The sequence below is a fragment of the Shewanella sp. KJ2020 genome (assembly GCF_024197625.1).
Classification (GTDB): domain Bacteria; phylum Pseudomonadota; class Gammaproteobacteria; order Enterobacterales; family Shewanellaceae; genus Shewanella.
Genome location: NZ_JAKUKD010000008.1, coordinates 179,251 through 198,602, shown reverse-complemented (window position 1 = coordinate 198,602; position 19,352 = coordinate 179,251). Strand labels below are relative to the sequence as shown.

19 protein-coding genes are annotated in these 19,352 nt (G+C 47.6%); 15 read left to right on the top strand and 4 right to left on the bottom strand.

What is annotated here, in order from left to right:
• Positions 1-262: 262 nt before the first annotated feature.
• Complete coding sequence (locus MJO46_RS05130; protein WP_253988387.1) at positions 263-2,239, top strand: BCCT family transporter; 1,977 nt, start codon at positions 263-265, stop codon at positions 2,237-2,239.
• Positions 2,240-2,341: 102 nt separating this feature from the next.
• Positions 2,342-2,704 carry a YajD family HNH nuclease gene (locus MJO46_RS05125; protein ID WP_007647030.1) on the top strand — a complete coding sequence of 121 codons (363 nt, stop codon included), beginning with the start codon at positions 2,342-2,344 and terminating at the stop codon, positions 2,702-2,704.
• A gap of 26 nt (positions 2,705-2,730) precedes the next feature.
• Here MJO46_RS05125 and MJO46_RS05120 read toward each other — a convergent pair whose 3' ends face one another.
• Positions 2,731-2,961, bottom strand: a complete 231-nt coding sequence (locus MJO46_RS05120; protein WP_253988386.1) for a DUF1289 domain-containing protein — start codon at positions 2,959-2,961, stop codon at positions 2,731-2,733.
• 198 nt (positions 2,962-3,159) lie between these two features.
• Here MJO46_RS05120 and MJO46_RS05115 point away from each other — a divergent pair, with 198 nt between their 5' ends.
• From MJO46_RS05115 to MJO46_RS05060, 12 genes are all read left to right on the top strand, one after another.
• Positions 3,160-4,482 carry a methyltransferase gene (locus MJO46_RS05115; RefSeq protein WP_253988385.1) on the top strand — a complete coding sequence of 441 codons (1,323 nt, stop codon included), beginning with the start codon at positions 3,160-3,162 and terminating at the stop codon, positions 4,480-4,482.
• A 253-nt stretch (positions 4,483-4,735) separates the two neighbouring features.
• A complete protein-coding gene (locus MJO46_RS05110) occupies positions 4,736-5,785 on the top strand; it encodes a 3-oxoacyl-ACP synthase III (protein WP_198782951.1) in 1,050 nt (349 codons plus the stop codon).
• 152 nt (positions 5,786-5,937) lie between these two features.
• A complete protein-coding gene (locus tag MJO46_RS05105) occupies positions 5,938-6,849 on the top strand; it encodes an alpha/beta fold hydrolase (RefSeq protein ID WP_253988384.1) in 912 nt (303 codons plus the stop codon).
• A gap of 59 nt (positions 6,850-6,908) precedes the next feature.
• Positions 6,909-8,675: an olefin beta-lactone synthetase gene (oleC, locus tag MJO46_RS05100; RefSeq protein WP_253988459.1), complete on the top strand. Its 1,767-nt coding sequence runs from the start codon at positions 6,909-6,911 to the stop codon at positions 8,673-8,675.
• 7 nt (positions 8,676-8,682) lie between these two features.
• Positions 8,683-9,852: a 2-alkyl-3-oxoalkanoate reductase gene (gene oleD / locus MJO46_RS05095; protein WP_253988383.1), complete on the top strand. Its 1,170-nt coding sequence runs from the start codon at positions 8,683-8,685 to the stop codon at positions 9,850-9,852.
• Between the two features lie 28 nt (positions 9,853-9,880).
• Positions 9,881-10,120: a DUF3624 domain-containing protein gene (locus MJO46_RS05090; protein WP_198783517.1), complete on the top strand. Its 240-nt coding sequence runs from the start codon at positions 9,881-9,883 to the stop codon at positions 10,118-10,120.
• Between the two features lie 207 nt (positions 10,121-10,327).
• Positions 10,328-11,302, top strand: coding sequence for a TerC family protein (locus MJO46_RS05085; RefSeq protein ID WP_253988382.1), 975 nt, complete (start codon positions 10,328-10,330; stop codon positions 11,300-11,302).
• A gap of 448 nt (positions 11,303-11,750) precedes the next feature.
• Complete coding sequence (locus MJO46_RS05080) at positions 11,751-12,056, top strand: hypothetical protein (protein WP_198782955.1); 306 nt, start codon at positions 11,751-11,753, stop codon at positions 12,054-12,056.
• A gap of 294 nt (positions 12,057-12,350) precedes the next feature.
• Entirely contained in the window at positions 12,351-14,072 is a 1,722-nt protein-coding gene (locus MJO46_RS05075; protein WP_253988381.1) for a phospho-sugar mutase, read from the top strand.
• A gap of 154 nt (positions 14,073-14,226) precedes the next feature.
• A complete protein-coding gene (locus MJO46_RS05070; RefSeq protein WP_253988380.1) occupies positions 14,227-14,610 on the top strand; it encodes a VOC family protein in 384 nt (127 codons plus the stop codon).
• An 88-nt stretch (positions 14,611-14,698) separates the two neighbouring features.
• A complete protein-coding gene (locus MJO46_RS05065) occupies positions 14,699-15,148 on the top strand; it encodes a GyrI-like domain-containing protein (RefSeq protein ID WP_253988458.1) in 450 nt (149 codons plus the stop codon).
• 101 nt (positions 15,149-15,249) lie between these two features.
• Complete coding sequence (locus MJO46_RS05060; protein ID WP_253988379.1) at positions 15,250-15,942, top strand: YafY family protein; 693 nt, start codon at positions 15,250-15,252, stop codon at positions 15,940-15,942.
• A gap of 16 nt (positions 15,943-15,958) precedes the next feature.
• Here MJO46_RS05060 and MJO46_RS05055 read toward each other — a convergent pair whose 3' ends face one another.
• Genes MJO46_RS05055 through MJO46_RS05045 form a run of 3 tightly spaced genes read right to left on the bottom strand, consistent with a single transcriptional unit; the run spans position 15,959 to position 17,527 of the window.
• Positions 15,959-16,615, bottom strand: coding sequence for a Vat family streptogramin A O-acetyltransferase (locus MJO46_RS05055; RefSeq protein ID WP_253988378.1), 657 nt, complete (start codon positions 16,613-16,615; stop codon positions 15,959-15,961).
• A gap of 30 nt (positions 16,616-16,645) precedes the next feature.
• Entirely contained in the window at positions 16,646-17,161 is a 516-nt protein-coding gene (locus tag MJO46_RS05050; RefSeq protein WP_253988377.1) for a ClbS/DfsB family four-helix bundle protein, read from the bottom strand.
• 57 nt (positions 17,162-17,218) lie between these two features.
• Positions 17,219-17,527, bottom strand: a complete 309-nt coding sequence (locus MJO46_RS05045; RefSeq protein ID WP_253988376.1) for a hypothetical protein — start codon at positions 17,525-17,527, stop codon at positions 17,219-17,221.
• 386 nt (positions 17,528-17,913) lie between these two features.
• On the opposite strand from MJO46_RS05045, the gene MJO46_RS05040 reads away from it, so the two are divergent.
• Positions 17,914-18,948 carry an IS110 family transposase gene (locus MJO46_RS05040; RefSeq protein ID WP_253988375.1) on the top strand — a complete coding sequence of 345 codons (1,035 nt, stop codon included), beginning with the start codon at positions 17,914-17,916 and terminating at the stop codon, positions 18,946-18,948.
• The last annotated feature ends 404 nt before the right edge of the window (positions 18,949-19,352 follow it).

Genomic DNA, 19,352 nt, shown 5'->3' with positions numbered 1-19,352 from the left:
AATGCCACTGGTACTATGCGCAGGTTTTTATCGTTTAAATACCTATACCCAAACAACCTTATTACACAGCTTCGTATATTGAGGTCGGTTGGATATAAGTATGAGATAACAAGGTATTGCAGCAATGTTGCCTATGTTATTGATGCTTTTGGGTGTGTTAATACCGCGAGTGTTGGAATGATCGTGAGTTGACTATTTGGCTAAAGTTTAGAAGCTTAGGCTGGGGTCATCCATCGAAAACCTGTCACCACTAGGGGTATTCATGTCGATTAAATCGAGTATCAATCCACCAGTATTTTATTCGTCGGTCTTTTTTATCATCTTAATGGTGATGATCTGCGCCATTTGGCCAACCGAGGCCAACGTGTTTTTTAAGTCAATGCAGTCATGGATAGAAGTTAAAGCCGGTTGGCTTTACATTTTGGGCGTCGCTATTTTTATGATTTTCATCATCTTTGTGATGGTGAGCCGCTTTGGTGATATCAAACTTGGGCCAGATCATTCAGTGCCTGACTATAGCTATAAGAGCTGGATTGCCATGCTATTTTCGGCGGGGATGGGCATAGGCCTGATGTTTTTTGGGGTGGCCGAGCCAGTGATGCATTATCTGGCACCGCCCGATGCCACACCAGAAAGCCTCGCCGCGGCAAAAGAGGCGATGAAAATCACTTTCTTCCACTGGGGGATCCACGCCTGGGCCATTTATGCTGTGGTTGCCCTGAGCCTAGCGTATTTTGCCTATCGCCATAAATTGCCCCTATTACCCCGCAGTGCCCTGTATCCCTTAATCGGTGAGCGTATTCATGGACCGATTGGCCATAGCGTCGATACCTTCGCCGTGCTCGGCACTATGTTTGGGGTGGCAACCTCCTTAGGCTTTGGCGTGTTACAGGTCAATTCTGGTCTAAGTTATTTGTTTAAAAGCTTTCCTAACAACACCTTAGTTCAGGTCGCTTTGATTATTGGTATTACATTACTTGCAACCCTTTCGGTGTTTTCTGGGTTAGATAAAGGCGTTAAACGACTGAGCGAGCTGAACCTTGGGCTAGCGCTTATCCTATTACTTATCGTCTTAATCCTTGGGCCAACCGTGATGCTCTTGCAGGCCTTTGTGCAAAATACCGGTAGTTATCTAAGTGATATTGTTAATAAAACCTTTAACTTATATGCCTATCAACATAAGGAAGACTGGCTCGGTGGCTGGACTTTACTCTATTGGGGCTGGTGGATTTCCTGGTCGCCATTTGTGGGGACTTTTATTGCGCGAGTCAGCCGTGGCCGTACCATACGTGAGTTTTTAGTTGGCGTATTGTTTGTGCCATCGGCGCTGACCTTCCTGTGGATGACAGTGTTTGGCAACTCCGCCATCGACGCCATTATGAATCAAGGCGCAACCTACTTGAGCGAAGCGGTGAATACCGATGTGCCTGTGGCCCTATTTGCATTTTTTGAGCATATGCCTTTTCCGAGTCTATTGTCGGGGATAGGGATTTGTTTAGTGGTGACTTTTTTTGTGACCTCGTCGGATTCGGGATCCTTAGTGATCGATAATCTGACCTCGGGTGGGGATAATAACGCCCCCGTTTGGCAGCGGGTATTTTGGGCCTTACTCCAAGGTGTGGTGGCTTCAGTGCTGCTATTAGCGGGTGGTTTACAGGCGCTGCAGACGGCGGCCATTGCCAGTGCGTTGCCGTTTTTATGTGTGATGTTATTGATGTGTTTGGGGCTTTATAAAGCCTTGAAAGACGATTGGCTGAAGATCAACAGCGTGCAACTCCATACCACCAGTGTACAGTACGCCAAAACCAATATCAGTTGGGAAGAGCGAATTGAGGTGCTCGTTGCGCACCCAACCGAAGAAGACGCGCGGATATTTCTTAATAATGTGGCAACCCCGGCATTATCTAAGGTGTGTCAGCACTTTATGACTAAGGGCATAGTGGCCGATCTCGAATATTTAGACGGTAAAGTGCGGCTAGTGATCAGTAATGAAGTCCATTTGCCCTTTGTATACGGGGTACGTATGCGCTGCTTTGAGATTGTGAATCCCGTAGGTGAAGAATTAGAGCAGGGCAATACCTTGTACTACCGCGCCGAAGTTTACCTAGAGCAGGGCGGCCAGCATTATGATGTCATGGGCTATACCGAAGAGCAGCTCCTAGCGGATATAGTGACCCAGTACGAAAAATACCTGCACTATTTGCACCTTTCTAATGCCGACCAAGGTCACGTGGCTTAGGCGCTGCGGGCGCTTTGTTAAAACGGGATATATTGCCCCAAGTGATAACTCGGATTATCCTTGGGGAAATTATCAGTGGTTGTTTTTAGGTTAGGTGTGAGCATGTCAACAAATCAAGGCCAGAGTAAGTTAGACCAAGTGTTAGCCGAGGCGCGGGAATACAAAGCCAAACGCGAGAGCGGCTACCGCGAACAGGCGTTAAAACTGTATCCTTGGGTGTGTGGCCGTTGTACTCGAGAATTTACCCCGAAAAATTTGAGTGAGCTGACAGTCCACCACAGGGACCATAACCACGATAACAATCCATCCGACGGCTCTAACTGGGAATTACTGTGCCTGTATTGCCACGATAACGAGCATTCCCGCTTCGAAGAACTGATCCGTTACGGCAACACTACAGAAACGAAGCAAGCGGCGGCGACCTACAATCCCTTTGCCGATTTAAAGGCCATGATGAAGAAATAAACTGGGGTAAACGCTGAGCGGGTCTATTATTTTTTAGCTAAGCGTGCCTCTGCTTCTAACCATTTGGCTCGGCTCAGAATGTGTTGGTTTTCAGCGTCTGCAAACTGGGCTTTGCGGGCCGGAAGTTGGTTGATGATGGCAGCTTGCTCGGCTTCACTGGCATCGCGCCAGGCAACAATTTCGTCAATATGGCGAAAGCAGCCCATACAATAGTCTTCATCATTTAGGCCGCAGCGGGCAACGCAGGGTGAAAGCATGGGTCTCTTCTTCGTCTATCCCTTGCCGCGCTTTGTTAGCGGCGAGTAGTGGGAGTAGTTAGTTAGGTTAAGGCGCGAAATATTAGCAGATTCTCTCTTAAAGTCAGCTGTTAAACTCAGTCGTTAAAGTTAGCTTTAGTCTTACTGAACCATCACACGTATTTTTTTACCGGGCATCTAGTGAATCAAGCAAATCCTTTGAATACCTCTCGCGATAAAGAGCAATTTAGCCAGATTAATCGATTGCTCGAGCAGAGCCGCCCCCTATGGCAAGTGCGTGCCTTTGAGACCAACCTCCTGCCATGGCAGGCGGATTTCCCTTGTTTGGCACAGCGGCTGTGGGACATTAGTGATGATGATATCGATTGCCTAGATGCCGAGCAAGCTAGGCTAGTCAAGGCCCTCTTACCCGCGTTAACTCAAGATCTTCACCAGCGAGGGCTAGATTGGGATCTGTCTTTGTTGACGGAGGCGCCTGCGATAAGTGACGCGGCATTAGTGCAAACGCCTGAGATGCAATTTGAGGATAGTGCGCATTTCAGCGCCCATATTAAGGGGCGTAAATGGGCGCAAATTACCGCCTTTGTGCAGCATTTACCCGAGTATGATTTACCTGTGCTGGAGTGGTGTGCGGGCAAGGGCCACCTAGGTCGATTGATTGCTAAGACCCGCGGCGTCGATGTGGTCAGCCTCGAGTGGCAAGCAAAGCTCTGTGAAGAGGGGCAAACCTTTGCGCAACAATGGCAGTTATCCCAACGCTTTATCTGTGCCGATGCCTTTGCTATTGGGACTGATTCTGGATTAACGGCGGCAGGGTTAACAGAGTCTGGGTTAAATGATGGGCAAGAGAGCCCCAATCGAGCCAATGAGAATCCGTTGACGCGCCAGCAGCAGGCAGTTGCACTCCATGCCTGTGGCGATTTGCATGTGCGTCTGTTGAAACTTGCCACTGAAGCGGGCACGCGGGCGCTGGCGATTTCCCCCTGTTGTTATCATTTAATTCAAGCGAGCCATTATCAGCCGTTATCGAAGCTTGCTCAGCAGAGCACACTTAAGCTCAGCCGTCACGACTTGCAGTTGCCACTGCAGCAGAGTGTGATTGCTAATGCGAAACAACAGGCGCTACGCCATCAAGAAATCGCCTGGCGCTTAGGTTTTGATGCGCTGCAACGCCAACGTCGACAAATTGATGAATATTTGCCTTTACCATCGTTAAAGCAGAGCCAGCTCAGTGGCAGTTTTGCCGATTTTTGCCTGTGGGCGGCACAGCAAAAATCTGTCCTCATACCGCAACATTGTGATTTTGCGGCTTGGCTCGAACTTGGGCGGCAAAGGCAAAGATTGACTCGGCGTATCGATTTAGTGGCGCATTTATTTCGCAGCTTACTCGAGCGCTGGTTAATCCTCGATCGCTGCTGTTTTTTACAGGAGCACGGCTATCGGGTTAGTGTGGGCGAATTTTGTGCAAACAGTGTCACGCCAAGAAATGCGCTGATTTTGGCATTAAAATCGGACGACTAAAAATAAGTGTCTTAAAATGTGCTGTACAGCAATGTTTTTTATGAATTATTTCTGTATTAGTCAATTTGAAATTGATCTTGCTAGCGCCTGTGTCCCTAGGCTGATGTGAGTCAGTGTGAGACAAGTCTTACGCTGAAGATGGTTTTTTATTGAATCATCGGGCTTTTCTTGTTCAAATGTCGCATTAATGACGAATAACAACTGAAAGCTGGCCCTTAAGCCAGCCATTCTAGTGAGCGAATAAAACAGTTTCATGAAATATTCCCGCGTATTTATTAATAGCCTGGCCTATGAACTGGCGCCTGTTGTGGTCTCCAGTAGCGAGCTAGAGTCTCGTCTTGCGCCTTTATATCAAAAGTTCCGTATTCCTATGGGACAGTTGGCAGCATTGACTGGCATCACAGAGCGCCGTTGGTGGCCAAAAGGGCATCAATTGTCTGACGGGGCGATTAAAGCGGCCCGTAAAGCCATGGTTGAAACGGGGATAGATGTTGCCGATTTAGGGGCTGTGGTGTACACGGGAGTGTGCCGCGATCAGCATGAACCCGCGACGGCATGCCGCATTGCCGCCGAACTTGGCGTGTCAAAAGACACCGCGATTTACGATATCAGCAATGCTTGCCTTGGGGTGTTATCGGGCATTTTAGATATCGCTAACCGGATTGAACTCGGACAAATCAAGGCGGGTATGGTGGTGTCCTGTGAATCGGCGCGGGACATTGTTGATGTGACTATCGATAATATGTTGGCCGATCCCACTATGCAGAATTTTGCGCAATCCCTTGCGACCTTAACCGGTGGCTCTGGCGCCGTAGCCGTGATCCTGACCGATGGTAGCTTACCGCTTGCGAATGTGCGTCAGCATCAATTGCTTGGGGCGTCACACCTCTCGGCGCCGCAGCATCATCAGCTGTGCCAGTGGGGATTGCAGGAAGTGGGTCATAATATTTACCGCGAGTTTATGCGTACCGATGCGGTAACGCTCCTCAAAGAAGGGGTCGAGCTGGCGAAACACACTTGGGAGCATTTCCTCGAGCAGCGCAATTGGTTGGTCGAGCAAGTCGATAAAGTGATTTGCCACCAAGTGGGCGCATCGAACCGCAAGCAAGTGTTGAGTGCGCTCAATATTCCACCAGAGAAAGAGTTTCCGACCTATCAATTGTTGGGCAATATGGGCACGGTTTCTTTGCCCGTGACCGCCGCCATGGCCCACGATCAGGGATTTTTACGCCCTGGGGATCAGGTGAGCTTTCTAGGCATTGGCAGTGGCTTAAATTGCATGATGTTAGGCATTAAGTGGTAAAGGCGTCTCGCGCCTTTATCTGCACTTTTACCTGCATTAGTGTGCCAGTTGCCCCAATAATAGCGTCGATAAGCTTGGGTGGCTCATTCACATAGTTCGCTTACAAACTTCTCACTCGCATTAGCTCGAATAAATAAAAGATAGGAAGCGTCATGTTAGACACTCTGTTGCCCTTTAAACGTCATTTTCTGAGCCTTAATGGCAACAAGTTACACTATATCAACGAGGGCCAAGGCGAACCTGTGGTCATGGTGCACGGTAACCCTAGCTGGTCGTTTTATTACCGCAATCTTGTTAGCGACTTAAAAGACACGCATCAATGCATAGTGCCGGATCATATTGGCTGTGGCCTGTCGGATAAGCCGGACGATAGCGGCTATGACTATACCCTTAAAAACCGTATCGATGATCTCGAAGCCTTACTCGATAGCCTGAATGTTAAAGAAAACATTACTTTAGTCGTCCACGACTGGGGCGGCATGATAGGTATGGGGTATGCGGCGCGTTATCCTGAGCGGATTAAACGCCTAGTGATTTTAAATACCGGGGCTTTTCATTTACCCGAAACAAAACCTTTGCCGCTGGCGTTGTGGATCTGCCGTAATACGATACTCGGTACTGTGTTAGTGCGAGGTTTTAATGCCTTTTCGTCTATCGCCTCCTATGTGGGCGTGAAGCGCCAGCCGATGTCGAAATATATCCGCGAAGCCTATGTCGCGCCCTTCAATTCTTGGGCTAATCGCATTTCGACACTGCGTTTTGTGCAGGATATTCCGCTGAAACAAGGGGACAGAAACTATCAATTAGTCTCTGATATTGCTGCAAGTTTACCTAAATTTGCCAAAGTGCCGACCCTGATCTGTTGGGGCCTCAAGGACTTTGTGTTCGATAAGCACTTTTTAGCCAAATGGCGCGAGCATATGCCCCATGCGACAGTGCATGAATTTGCCGACTGCGGCCACTATATCCTCGAAGATGCCAGCGATGAAGTGATTGCGCATATCAAACACTTTATGGCCGATGATGTGCCTGCAAGGGCGCAATTAGAACAGGCCGCAGGCTAATGTCGCGCGTGCTTGGGGCCGATTTGTCAACCTCGCCCTGTGATGACTCTTCTACATCAATGGTGGGCAATGATGCCAATATTTGCCGTCATCTTAAACACGCGGCACATGTCATTCCCCATCACTTAGCGGTAGCTGTCCAAAAGGCTCAGAGTTCTGGGCTTTTCAATCAAAGCGGTGCCCTTAGCAAGCTAAGTTATCAAGAACTCGATTTTGTCAGTTTAGATAGGCAAAGCGATGCCATCGCCTTTGCCCTCAATGCCCATGGTATAAAACGAGGCATGAAGACGGTGTTGATGGTGACGCCAAGCCTCGATTTTTTTGCGCTGACTTTCGCACTCTTTAAGGCGGGGGTTATCCCCATTCTCGTTGACCCAGGCATGGGAATTCACAACCTTAAGCAGTGTTTTGTTGAAGCCGCGCCCGATGCCTTTATTGGTATCCCTAAGGCCCATATTGCCAGACGGCTATTTGGCTGGGGTAAGGGCAGTGTGAAATGCTTGCTCAATGTCGATAGCGGTAAGTTGGGCCTGTCAGCCAAGTTAGCGCAAATGGTGACGGGCGCCCCTAGCTTAGCATCGCTGCTAAGATGCCCAAGCGAGCAGGTTGAATATCCCATGGTTATGCTAAAACCCGATGATATGGCGGCGATATTATTTACTAGCGGCAGCACGGGAGTCCCAAAGGGCGTGGTCTATAGCCATGGGATGTTTGAGGCGCAAATTCAAGCGTTAAAAAACGATTATGGGATTGCCCATGGTGAGCGTGATTTAGCCACGTTCCCGTTGTTTTCCCTCTTTGGCCCGGCACTGGGTATGGCATCAATCGTGCCCGAAATGGATGCCAGCAAACCTATTACCGCCAATCCCGAGTTTTTGTTTGCCGCGATAGAGAAATATCAATGCAGCAATATTTTTGTTAATCCGGCTTTACTTGAGCGCTTAGGCCGTGCGGGGGAACTAAAACAACATAAATTGCCCAGCGTGCAGCGGGTGATCTCGGCGGGTGCGCCCGCGACCATCGCCTCTATTGCCAGGTTTCGTAAGATGCTGAGCCAAGGCGTGCCCATTTTAAACTCCTACGGTGCGACCGAATCCTTACCCATTAGCATGATCGCCAGCGATGCTCTATTGACCACTACCGATATTACCGATAACGGTGGTGGTATTTGCGTTGGCCATGGGATTAAGGGCGTAGATATAGGGATTATCGCGATTTCTGAAGAGGTTATTCCTTCGTGGGATAATGCATTACTGCTGAAAAACGGTGAAATTGGCGAGATAGTCGTGCGGGGACCTATGGTCAGTCAGTCCTACTATCAAGACGATAACCAACATAATAGCCAAAATAGCCAACGGCGCAGCGCAACGGCTGCGGCGAAAATCTGGGATGAAGTGACACAAACCTTTAGACATCGCATGGGCGATCTGGGGTATCTCGATGATCAAGGGCGGTTATGGATGTGCGGCCGCAAGGCCCATAGGGTCGATGCGACCCATAATGGTCAATTTGTTAAGCGATATTATTCGATCCCCTGTGAGCGCATTTTTAATACTCACCCCAATGTGAAGCGTTCCGCCCTTGTGGGAGTAACAGTGGCGAACGAGATAGCGCCGTTAATTTGTATCGAACTCGACCAATCATTGGTGTGTAATAAGAGCCAGCAGTTGTACCAAGAGTTGATCGCTATCGCCGAGCAATTTGCCCAGACTAAGGGGATAAGGCGTTTTCTTATCCACCCTGACTTTCCCGTAGATGTGCGGCATAATGCCAAGATTTTTAGAGAAAAATTAGCCATTTGGGCGCAATCACAGACGAAAGGTTGATACCTAAATGACAAACAATCCAAGTAAATATGGGGCTCTGGCACCATTGGAGTTGCAAGAGCAAACTGCACTCACTCAGCTTGCCTTAAAGGTAAGCCATGCTTTTGTCACTGGCGCGGGGGGCTTTTTAGGTAAGGCCATCTGTTTAAGATTGTTAGCCGCAGGGATTAAGGTCACAGGTTTTGCCCGTGGAGATTATCCTGAACTTACCTCCCTAGGTGTTGTGATGGTGCAGGGAGATTTAGTCAATAAAGACCAACTGCAACAGGCGATGCAGGGCTGCGATATTGTGTTCCATGTAGCATCAAAAGCCGGCGTTTGGGGGGATAGAGACAGTTATTTTTGCCCGAATGTGAAGGGAACGGCTAATGTGATTTCTGCATGTAAGGCATTAAAAATCAATAAATTAGTCTATACCAGCACGCCGAGCGTGACCTTTGCAGGGCAGGATGAGTCAGGTATTGATGAATCCACTCCCCATGCGGCTAAATTTCTCAATTATTACGCCCATTCTAAGTCTATCGCCGAGAAGATGGTGCTGGATGCGAACCAAGTTGGTGATATACCGCTTGAAAATGCCGATTCAGCCCAAGCCGCTATTCCTGCCACTGTCTCCGCGACTATCCCTGCCTCGACTCAAGTTTCTACACCCTATGCGTTAAAAACCGTCGCTCTGCGGCCGCATTTGATCTGGGGCCCTAATGATCCCCACCTTGTGCCTCGAGTGCTGGCGCGTGGCCGTTTAGGTAAGCTTAAGTTGGTTGGTCGTGAAGATAAGCTGGTTGATACCATTTACATAGATAACGCCGCCTATGCCCATGTGCTCGCCGCGCTCGAACTCTGTGAGCCCCAGCCAAAGTGTCAGGGGAAAGCTTATTTTCTCAGTAACGATGAGCCCATCACTATGGCTAAAATGTTGAACTTGATTTTGGCCTGTGATGGATTGCCGCCAGTGACCAAGCGAGTGTCTCGAACTGTGGCCTATATCGCGGGGGCGGTTCTCGAGGGCGTGTATCTTCTGTTAAAAAAACAGCAGGAACCGCTAATGACTCGTTTTGTGGCTCGTCAGTTATCCTGCTGCCATTATTTTGATATTAGCGCCGCGAAACGGGATTTAGGCTATCGTCCGCTGATCTCTATCGAAGAAGGGATGAAACGCCTTAAAGCATCCCGTTAAACAAATTGTCGGCAGATGAGGTGGCATGATGGGATGTAATGATTGCAACACTTCGATTTTTAAGCAAAAAATTGGCCGCTGCCGCGCTTGTATGTGGCAACTTGCTGGCTTATCCGCTATCGGTTGGCCCCTGTGGTGGTTTCTCTATTGGGAAACTCCGCGGCAAGTTGACTCCATCGCATTATTGTTTTTCTGCTCAGCCTTTACAGGCTTGTTGTTACTGCACCTTGTTGTGTTAGCGCTGCGCCGGATCCAAGGGCGCGAGTAACCCCTCTTTTTTAACAAAGGATCAAGCACCAGCGACTGAGTGCGTGCTCGTCTTGAGCCAAGGATACTCTTTGGGATATAAACGAATTTTAATCTGATTTTATAGTTATTTTATGCTGTTTCACTGATCTTTGTTTAACTAAGCTGTAAGATTACCCACTGTAATTAGGCCGAAAAATGTCGGTATTTTAGGTTGTTAAGGATCAATATGGAATTTTTTACCACGCTCTTTGTGGACTACCCGATTTGGGTTTGGCTAATGTTCTTTGGCTTTGTATTAGCCCTGTTGGCCTTTGATTTAGGTGTGTTGCATAAAGATCAACATGAAATCAGTGTCTCAGAAAGCTTAAAACTCTCAGCGTTTTATATTTGCATGGCGATGTTATTTGGCGCTTGGCTTTGGTGGTATCGGGGATCCACGGCGGGGATGGAATACCTGACGGGTTATCTGATTGAAAAGTCACTGTCTATGGATAACATATTCGTTATCGCGCTTATTTTCAGTAGCTTAGGTATCCCACGCCTATATCAACATCGAGTGCTGTTCTGGGGCATTATCGGCGTGATTGTGTTACGCGCCATTATGATCGGACTCGGTGCCGTGCTTGTGGCCAAGTATCAGGGCGTTCTCGTGTTGTTTGGCCTGTTCTTGATTTTCACTGGCGTGAAAATGTTGTTCTCGCAGGAGGAACATAGAGATATCCAAGATAATAAGCTTTACAAGTGGTTACGCACTAAGATGCGGTTTACGCCAACCCTGCATGGGGAAAAATTTGTGGTACGTGGTGAAGAGCACCAGCTAAGTCAAGGCTGGTGGGCGACACCGTTATTTTTGGCGTTAATTCTGGTTGAAACCGCGGATTTAGTCTTTGCGGTTGACAGTATTCCGGCCATATTTGCCATCACTCAAGATCCTTTTATTATCTATACCTCAAATATTTTCGCCATTCTGGGTCTGCGAGCCCTGTACTTTGCTTTAGCGGCTATGGTGCATCGTTTTGAGTACCTTAAGTATGCCCTGTCGGTGGTGTTGATCTTTATCGGTACTAAGGTCGGCTTAGTGTATTTCTATCATATAGGGTTAGTGGGCTTTACCATCCCAACGGCACTTTCCTTAGGGGTGACCTTTGGACTGTTAGTCGCTGGCGTACTCTACTCACTTTGGAAAACCCGCGGGCAATAGATTGAAAAGTAAAGCGGCTTAGTTTCTGTTGTATTTTTGCTTACATCCAACGGAATAAGCCGCTTTAGCTTCGGTCAGAATCTCCTTTCACATCTGCTCATCCTTATTCTTGGTAAAAGTGCATAAACTGTTCTATTTTTCCTATAGACAGAAACTTTTGGTCGGTGTTTTCAGGCTTAGGCATATTGGGCATGACAATCACTCGCCGCTTGTTTATCTCTACCCATTCGCTCCAATAACAATAAATTATTAGCATAATTAAATTAATTAGTTAAACCTTATTCCTAATGATTGACCTGCTGTTGAGCGTGCTTTGGCGTTCAGGGAAAGGGAGTTTGCAACTATGTCAATTACAACTATGTCAATTACAGCTATATCAAAAAAATTAAAAATGTATAACGCGAGCCAATAGCCTAGTGGGTTGGTGAGCATAATGAGGAGAAAGATCATGTCTATGGTGAGTGCGAAGGAATTTGCCCATTGGTTAATGAAACGATTTGAAGGGGTTGAAAAGGGCGTTAGTCTGACAAGGGAGGATATTAATCAGCTGACCGGGCGCCAAAATTTTTCGCTCGTGTTTGTCAATGATATTCACTATGAACTGATGCGTTTTGGCATCGCATTTGTTACCGATACGAGCCGAGACACTTATTACCTAGTGCGTGTCTTTGATAAGCCTTGGCGAACTCAGCTCGAACAGGAGTCAGAAAAGGATCTATTTTCTAACGTAGTATCCATGAATATCTTGCGTTAGCGACGCTAAATTGAATGCGTTACCTGGCGGCAAAAAGATGGATAGGGCTTCCCTTTTGGCGATTCGCTCGAAGCGCCAGTGATTGTTGACTGCAACCTCGCTACTTTAATCTTCTTTATTAACATGAAATTAACTTCACTTTTACCCCAGAGGGAGTGACCCTGTGTCATTTCACTTTTGTCCCCTTAGTTAGCCAGTCTTTACACTCAATTGACGCTGAAAAATGCAAATTCACTTGTTCTTCGGTGTACTTTTTCCTAAGGTAATTGCAAATGATTTTCACTGAGGCGTGCTATGAATACCCCACTGCAATTACAGGTTAAACATTGGCTCGAAAATGATCCCGATCCCGCTACACAGGCGCAATTACAAACCCTGCTGGACACCCAGAATGAGGCGGAGCTCAAGGCCCGTTTTGCCGGGCGATTAGAGTTTGGCACCGCCGGATTACGGGGTGTGGTGGGCGCAGGGCCCATGGGCATGAATCGCCTAGTTATTCGTCAAACCTCAGCTGGCCTTGGCGCCTATTTACTCGAACAGATTAAGGATGCCGCCGAGCGTGGCGTGGTGATAGGTTACGATGGCCGCCACGATTCACGTACCTTTGCCCATGATACGGCCAGCGTATTGACCGCCATGGGATTTAAGGTGCGGATCACTAGCAAAGTGGCGCCAACGCCGCTGGTGGCCTTTGGGGTGAAGCATTTTAATGCGGCAGCGGGCATTGTCGTGACCGCCAGCCATAATCCACCGCAATACAATGGTTATAAAGTCTATTGGGAGAATGGCGCCCAGATTATTCCGCCGCACGACTCGGGTATTGCTGCGCAAATTGAGCGCGCCGCGAATCAAGCGATTCCGTTTTTAGAACATGATGACGCGGTAAAACAAGGTAAGTTGATTCTGTTGCTGGATGATTTTTATCAAACCTATCGGAGCGGCATAAAGCAATCCCCAATGCTACAAAACCATACCGCCACTGAAAAAGTCAGCCTCGCCTATACGGCGATGCACGGCGTCGGGGCCGACATGGCCGAAACTGTGCTTAAGGATGCGGGTTTTAACCAAGTATATTCGGTGGCTGCCCAACGCGAGCCCAATGGGGATTTCCCAACGGTGAACTTCCCCAATCCGGAAGAAAAGGGCGCAATGGATCTCGTTATTGCCGAGGCGAAAAAACACGGCGCTATGCTCGCCTGTGCTAACGATCCCGATGCCGACCGTTTTGCGGTGGCGGTACATAAGGGAGCGGGCGAATACCAAATGTTGACGGGGGATCAAGTGGGCGTTCTCCTTGGCCATTATCTGCTGAGTCATGCCCCTGAACATCGAGGATTAACGGGGACGACCATAGTATCATCTAGCCTGTTATCTAAGATCGCCAAAGGCTTTGGCCAGCAAAGTTATACTACGCTCACTGGGTTTAAATGGTTGATGAATGTGGGAATAGTGAAGAATCAGCCCGAAAATCCATTCCTGTTTGCCTATGAAGAAGCCCTAGGTTACACCGTCGGTAGCATGGTGTGGGATAAAGACGGCCTGTCGGCGCTGGTGGCCTTTGCCCAATTAACCGCCGAGCTTGCCGCCAATGGGCAAACCATTTGGGATAGACTCGAGCACATTTACCGTGAGCATGGATTCCATTTAAATGCGCAGGTGAGTATTGCCTTAAAACCCGATACGCCGAAAATTGGTGCTTATTTGCGTGAGCATCCACCGTTGAAGATTGGTGAGTTAGATGTACTCTCCACCGATGATTTAAAGGCGCTTGAGCGGCGTTTTGCCGATGGCCGAGTCGAGAAAATCGACTTACCACCGAGTGATGTATTGACCTATTGCTTAGCGGGTGGTGCTCGGGTGATCGTTAGACCTTCAGGGACTGAGCCCAAAATCAAATGTTACTACGAGGTGGTAGAGCCTATGACGGCGGATGACACCCTCATCAGCGCCCAAAACCGGGCAACCCAGGCCATGGAGGCATTTATCGCGGCCCACCAAGCCAGTTTGCCGAAATAGACTGGGGTGTTCTAAGCTAAAAAATTCGCTTTTATGAAAAGGCTACTGACATGATGTTGTCAGTAGCCTTGTTTTATTCTTGTTGTTGCCCGCTGGTGGTCCAGATTAATAACCTTATGGATCATTGGTATTTTTCAACAAGGAGAAAGTGAAAATGTTATCTATTGCACCGTTAGTTTGGGGTGAAATTCCTGTCAGTGATATGAATCGTGCCATCGCTTTTTATCAGCAGCATTTTGGGGTTGAGTTTAAGCGTGACGATATGGAAGACATGGAATACGCCACCATAGTGACCGAAGACGTTAGCGCCGCCAGCATTGGGTTAGTCAAATGCAGCATGAGCCAACCGTCGATGCAGGGCAGCACAGTGTATTTGCATTTCAGCACCCAATTGCAACCACTCGTGGATAAACTCACCGCAGCGAATGTCAATATTCTGTTGCCAGTGACCCCGATTAAAGAAGGGGAGTGTGGTTATATTGCCCTCTTTGTCGACAGTGAAGGTAATAAAGTGGGTCTGTGGTCTAAGGATAAGTAGTCTCGAGTATTAAATTTTTAGCGTCGTGCCTTAAGGGCACGACGCTAACATTAACCTATTGGTTTAGATTTCTATGGAAGAAACAATAATGGACGTGGTTTATATTGATGCTCGACCGCTACTTGGGCTGAGCTGCCGCACTAACAATAGGGCTGAAATGTCCGCCGACAGCGCTAAAATTGGCGGCCTGTGGCAAGCCTTTTTTGAATCATCCCAGCTCACGGCTATGCTCAACTCGCCTATGTACGGCGTGTACTATGACTATGCGTCAGATATGAATGGCGAGTTTTCTGTGCTGGTGGGCAAGGCCATCGATGTTCCTGTCGATACCAACCCTTTTACACCGCTGGAGCTTGAAGCGGGCAAGTACCTTAAATTTACGGCCCAGGGTGAAATGCCCCAGTGTGTGATTGACCTTTGGGGACATGTGTGGGGTTATTTTAGTGCTCCAAATTGCCCACATCAGCGACGTTATCAAACGGATTTTGAGCTGTATCTCGGCGCCACTGAAGTTGAAATTTATATCGGGATTTTATAAAGCAGACCTTGAACTTATCTTAGTATTTGGATAAGCCAGTTTAAGTGGTTAAGATCCCCATTATTGCTCGTTACCTCCGTTTTAGGGGCCAATAACAGTCCATGCGCCGCGCCGATCGCCTATTTCAAATAGTGCAAATTCTGAAACACAAACGCCTGACCACCGCCTTGGAGTTAGCCGAGCGGTTAGAGGTCTCCACGCGCACGATTTACCGTGATTTGCAGGATTTGTGTTTAAGCGGCATTCCCATCGAAGGGGAGGCGGGCGTGGGCTATTTATTGCGCCATGAGGTGAATGTGCCGCCCCTCATGTTTAACGAAGCCGAACTCGAAGCGATTCAAGTCGGCATGCGTATGGTGCAAACTTGGGGAGGAAAAGAGCTTGGCAGCGCGGCGCGCCAAGCGATGATCAAAGTCGAAGCCGTGTTGCCTAAGCGATTACAAGCCTATCAATCCTTGATGTTCTCGCCGGATTTTTATTTAGATTCCAATGAGTTTCAATTCCTTGACCCACTACGTAATGCCGCGCAGCGCCGCGAGTACGTTAAACTCTTCTACCAAGATGTAAAACTTGATGTCACCGAGCGGGAAGTTAGGCCGCTCGCCATCTATTTTTGGCGCGGCACTTGGACCTTACTGACATGGTGTGAATTGCGGGCCGATTTTCGCAATTTTAGGGTCGATCGCATCACAGGATTATTAAAACTCAACCGCCATTTTGAGCTAACGCCGGGACAAGAGTTAGAAGATTATATTTGTCTGATGGATGAGCAGTATAAACATCAGGTTCTATAAATGCCGACAATCTTTACTAAGTAGCCTGCTGTAATATTGTAAGATCAGCGCCCGCGATGGCGTGTAGGTGTTGAGTAATTTTTTCTATCGGCCAATCCCACCAAGCGATGGCAATAAGCTCATTTATCACATCTTGCTCGAATCTCAGCTTGATCACTGTGGCAGGATTACCGCCAACCACAGCGTAGGGCGGCACATCTTTTGTTACCACGGATTGACTGGCAACAATGGCGCCGTGGCCAATTTTTACCCCAGGCATAATTGTGGCGTTATAGCCAATCCACACATCGTTACCGATACAGGTATCGCCCTTAAAAGGTAAATCTTCGGGATTTGTCGCCGCTTTCTCCCAGCCATTACCAAAGATATAAAAGGGATAAGTCGAAAAGCCAGATACTTGATGATTGGCGCCATTCATAATGAATTTCACGTCTTTCGCAATGGCGCAGAATTTACCAATAATCAGTTTATCGCCAACAAAGTCAAAGTGATAAAGCACATTCGACTCAAATCTTTCAGGCCCCGCAGGATCGTCATAGTAGGTATAATCGCCGACGATAATGTTCTCGCGAGTAATAAAGTTTTTAAGAAAGCCAACCTGAGGGAAGCCTTTCATCGGCGCTTTATCGTTGGGGTTTGGGCCTAACTGCGGACGCGAGTGGGGACTTGACATGAATACCTCAGTGCTTAAAAGAGTCGCTTACTATGCTAATGCATTGTCTTTTTTGAATCGTCGTACTTTGGTACGCATATTCTTCATCGGGGAGTAAGTGTTGAATTGGATCATACGGCCCAGAGTCCATTTATCGTACCAAGTTACGCCATATAACTGCTGATCACTGAGACTTGCAATCAGCGTTGACAGTTTTTCCATTGTTAGTTCATATTCATCAAGTAAATCAGCATATTGCCACTGGCAATATTCTCGGTGAAATCGCTCTGCTAATAATCCCAGTTGATTCCATTTATAGCCCGTATCGGGAAAATCAACTGGGAGTGCTTGCGATGTTAACTCGTACCATTTGAGCACTAATTTACCCCAACCAATAAGGTAAGCGACGGTATCACTTACACTAATTTGTGTACCTTTGATGTTTCCTTCTATGCTGCACACACGGGACATTTGGGCTGGGATTGAGCGATAGTCTGCCATCAATTTTTGGAAAACTGAGTGAATAGCCAATTCAAGTTCTTGTTTTGATTGGGGTACAGATGACATCACTACCTCGCTTATGTCAGATGCTTAGGCTGAGTTTAACATCATCTATTGGGCTGTTTAGTATTCACCTGTCACAATAAGCTCTTGTTCAATAGATTCAACCACTAAGGCAAGCGTACTATTGTCTCGCTTAAAGCCGACAGAGCAAATTGCCATCGTGCCGTTACCACAGGTTATTTCAGGGTAATCTGCTGTCATTGGCGTTTCATCTTCTGCTACGGGCGCTAATACCCAGCCAGCAGCCAATAAACTTAATTTCACCTCAGCGTATTTTTTGCCCCATAACGCGCTGGTGTCTTGTGCTGGAGCATATAAAGGCAATGCACCAAGGCTTAGCATGAGCAGTGGGAGAATTATTTTTCGCATGTAAGGCCTTAGTTCCTATATGATTTAGGGCGGTGGGTGAGTAAGGCTACCATATAGCAACGCTCACGTGCTTGATGATGAGACTATAAACCGTGTCACAATTAAGCACTTTCATTCCAGTGACACGCCATTAACTCATCCCTGAGGGCTCGACGACGGCATCCATGCCGTCAACGGTCACTTCCATGATAGTGCTTAATTTCGTTAATTCCGGTGTACCTTTTAGCCAGTTCCCACACTATCAATTTCCATTTTCAAGTCGGTACATCAGGGCATAAATTCACTTCTAGCCTTAAAAATATGTGGATGCTGGGATGGTCACCTCGGTCTCGGCATCGCAATGTGCCATGATTTAGGTGCACAAAATCTGACGCGAGGTGACCGATATGAACTATAAACTCATCAGCATTGATTTGGCAAAAACTGTCTTCCAAGTGGCTGCCTTCAATCATGACAATACCATTGCTTTTAATCGTAAAATCAACCGTTCTGCATTGCTCAATACCCTTAGGCAATGTGAACCGACATTAGTGGTGATGGAAGCCTGTTACAGTGCTAATTACTGGGGGCGGGCTATCGAAAAGCTCGGCCATACCGTCAAGCTTATCCCCGCCAGAATGGTAAAAGCCATGCTAGTCGGTAATAAAAATGACGCCAATGATGCGGTTGCCATCGGAGAAACCGCTGGCCGTCCTAAAGTGAGTCTACTTCGTCCAAAAACGGTCGAGCAGCAGGACATTCAATCTTTGCTGCGCATTCGTGAGCGCTTGGTGGAGAATCGTACCGCTAACTGCAATCAACTGCGTGGTTTCCTTGCGGAATACGGCCTGATTATCGCAAAGACTCGCCGCCAGTTGATGTTAGCCATTCCGCTCATTCTTGAAGATGCTGACAACGAGTTATCCACGGTTGCCAGAGGGTTTATTCAACGACTCTATGAGTTTCAGTTGTATTTAAATGAACAAATCGACCAGATTGCACAGGAAATATTAGCCCTTGCCCAAGCGATGCCGCTGTACTCCCTACTGCTAACCATCCCCGGTGTCGGTCCTATCGTGGCATCAACCCTATTAGCCAGCATTAATGAAGTGAATGATTTTAAAAATGGCCGGCAATTAGCAGCATGGCTAGGGCTAACCCCTTCACAGTACAGTAGCGGTACGACAAATCGGCTCGGCAAGATAACCAAGCGCGGCAATCAAACGCTCAGGCGGTTACTTATCCATGGCGCAAGAACCGTGGTGAACTGGTGCGATAAGAAAGACGACTCACTAAGCCTGTGGCTACAACGACTTAAACAACGCCAACACGTTTGCAAAGTGGCGGTCGCCTTGGCGAATAAGATGGCGCGGATGGTGTTTGTGGTGATGAGCCGCGGGCAAGCATTTGATATGGATAAGGCATGTAAAGTTGCGGCGTAATACAGCGTTTTTTGCGTAAATAGACTCAAAATGTAAATAGATAAATGTCCATCAAAGCACAACAGCGGTAATGGTATTAATGAGTTAAACGGTTTGTCTTACCCAAAACCTGATCGGGACAGTGGCCTTCGAGGTCATGTGGATGCCAAGGAGGGTAAGACGTCAATTTGGATCTCATTAGGGCGCAACAGACGCCGGATATATGTCGCAAGACCGCTAATCATTAACGACCGATACCCCGTTGTGAAAGGTAAATTATCGATTAACGTAAATGTAGTTTGAATAAAATGGGACATTGGCCTTGCTAACACCGAGGTGACCATATATGTCCTCACTCTTTTGCTCACTCTTGTTACTGCCATGGTTAGTAAGTGGCATAGCAGTAGTCAGCATGTAAGACGTTA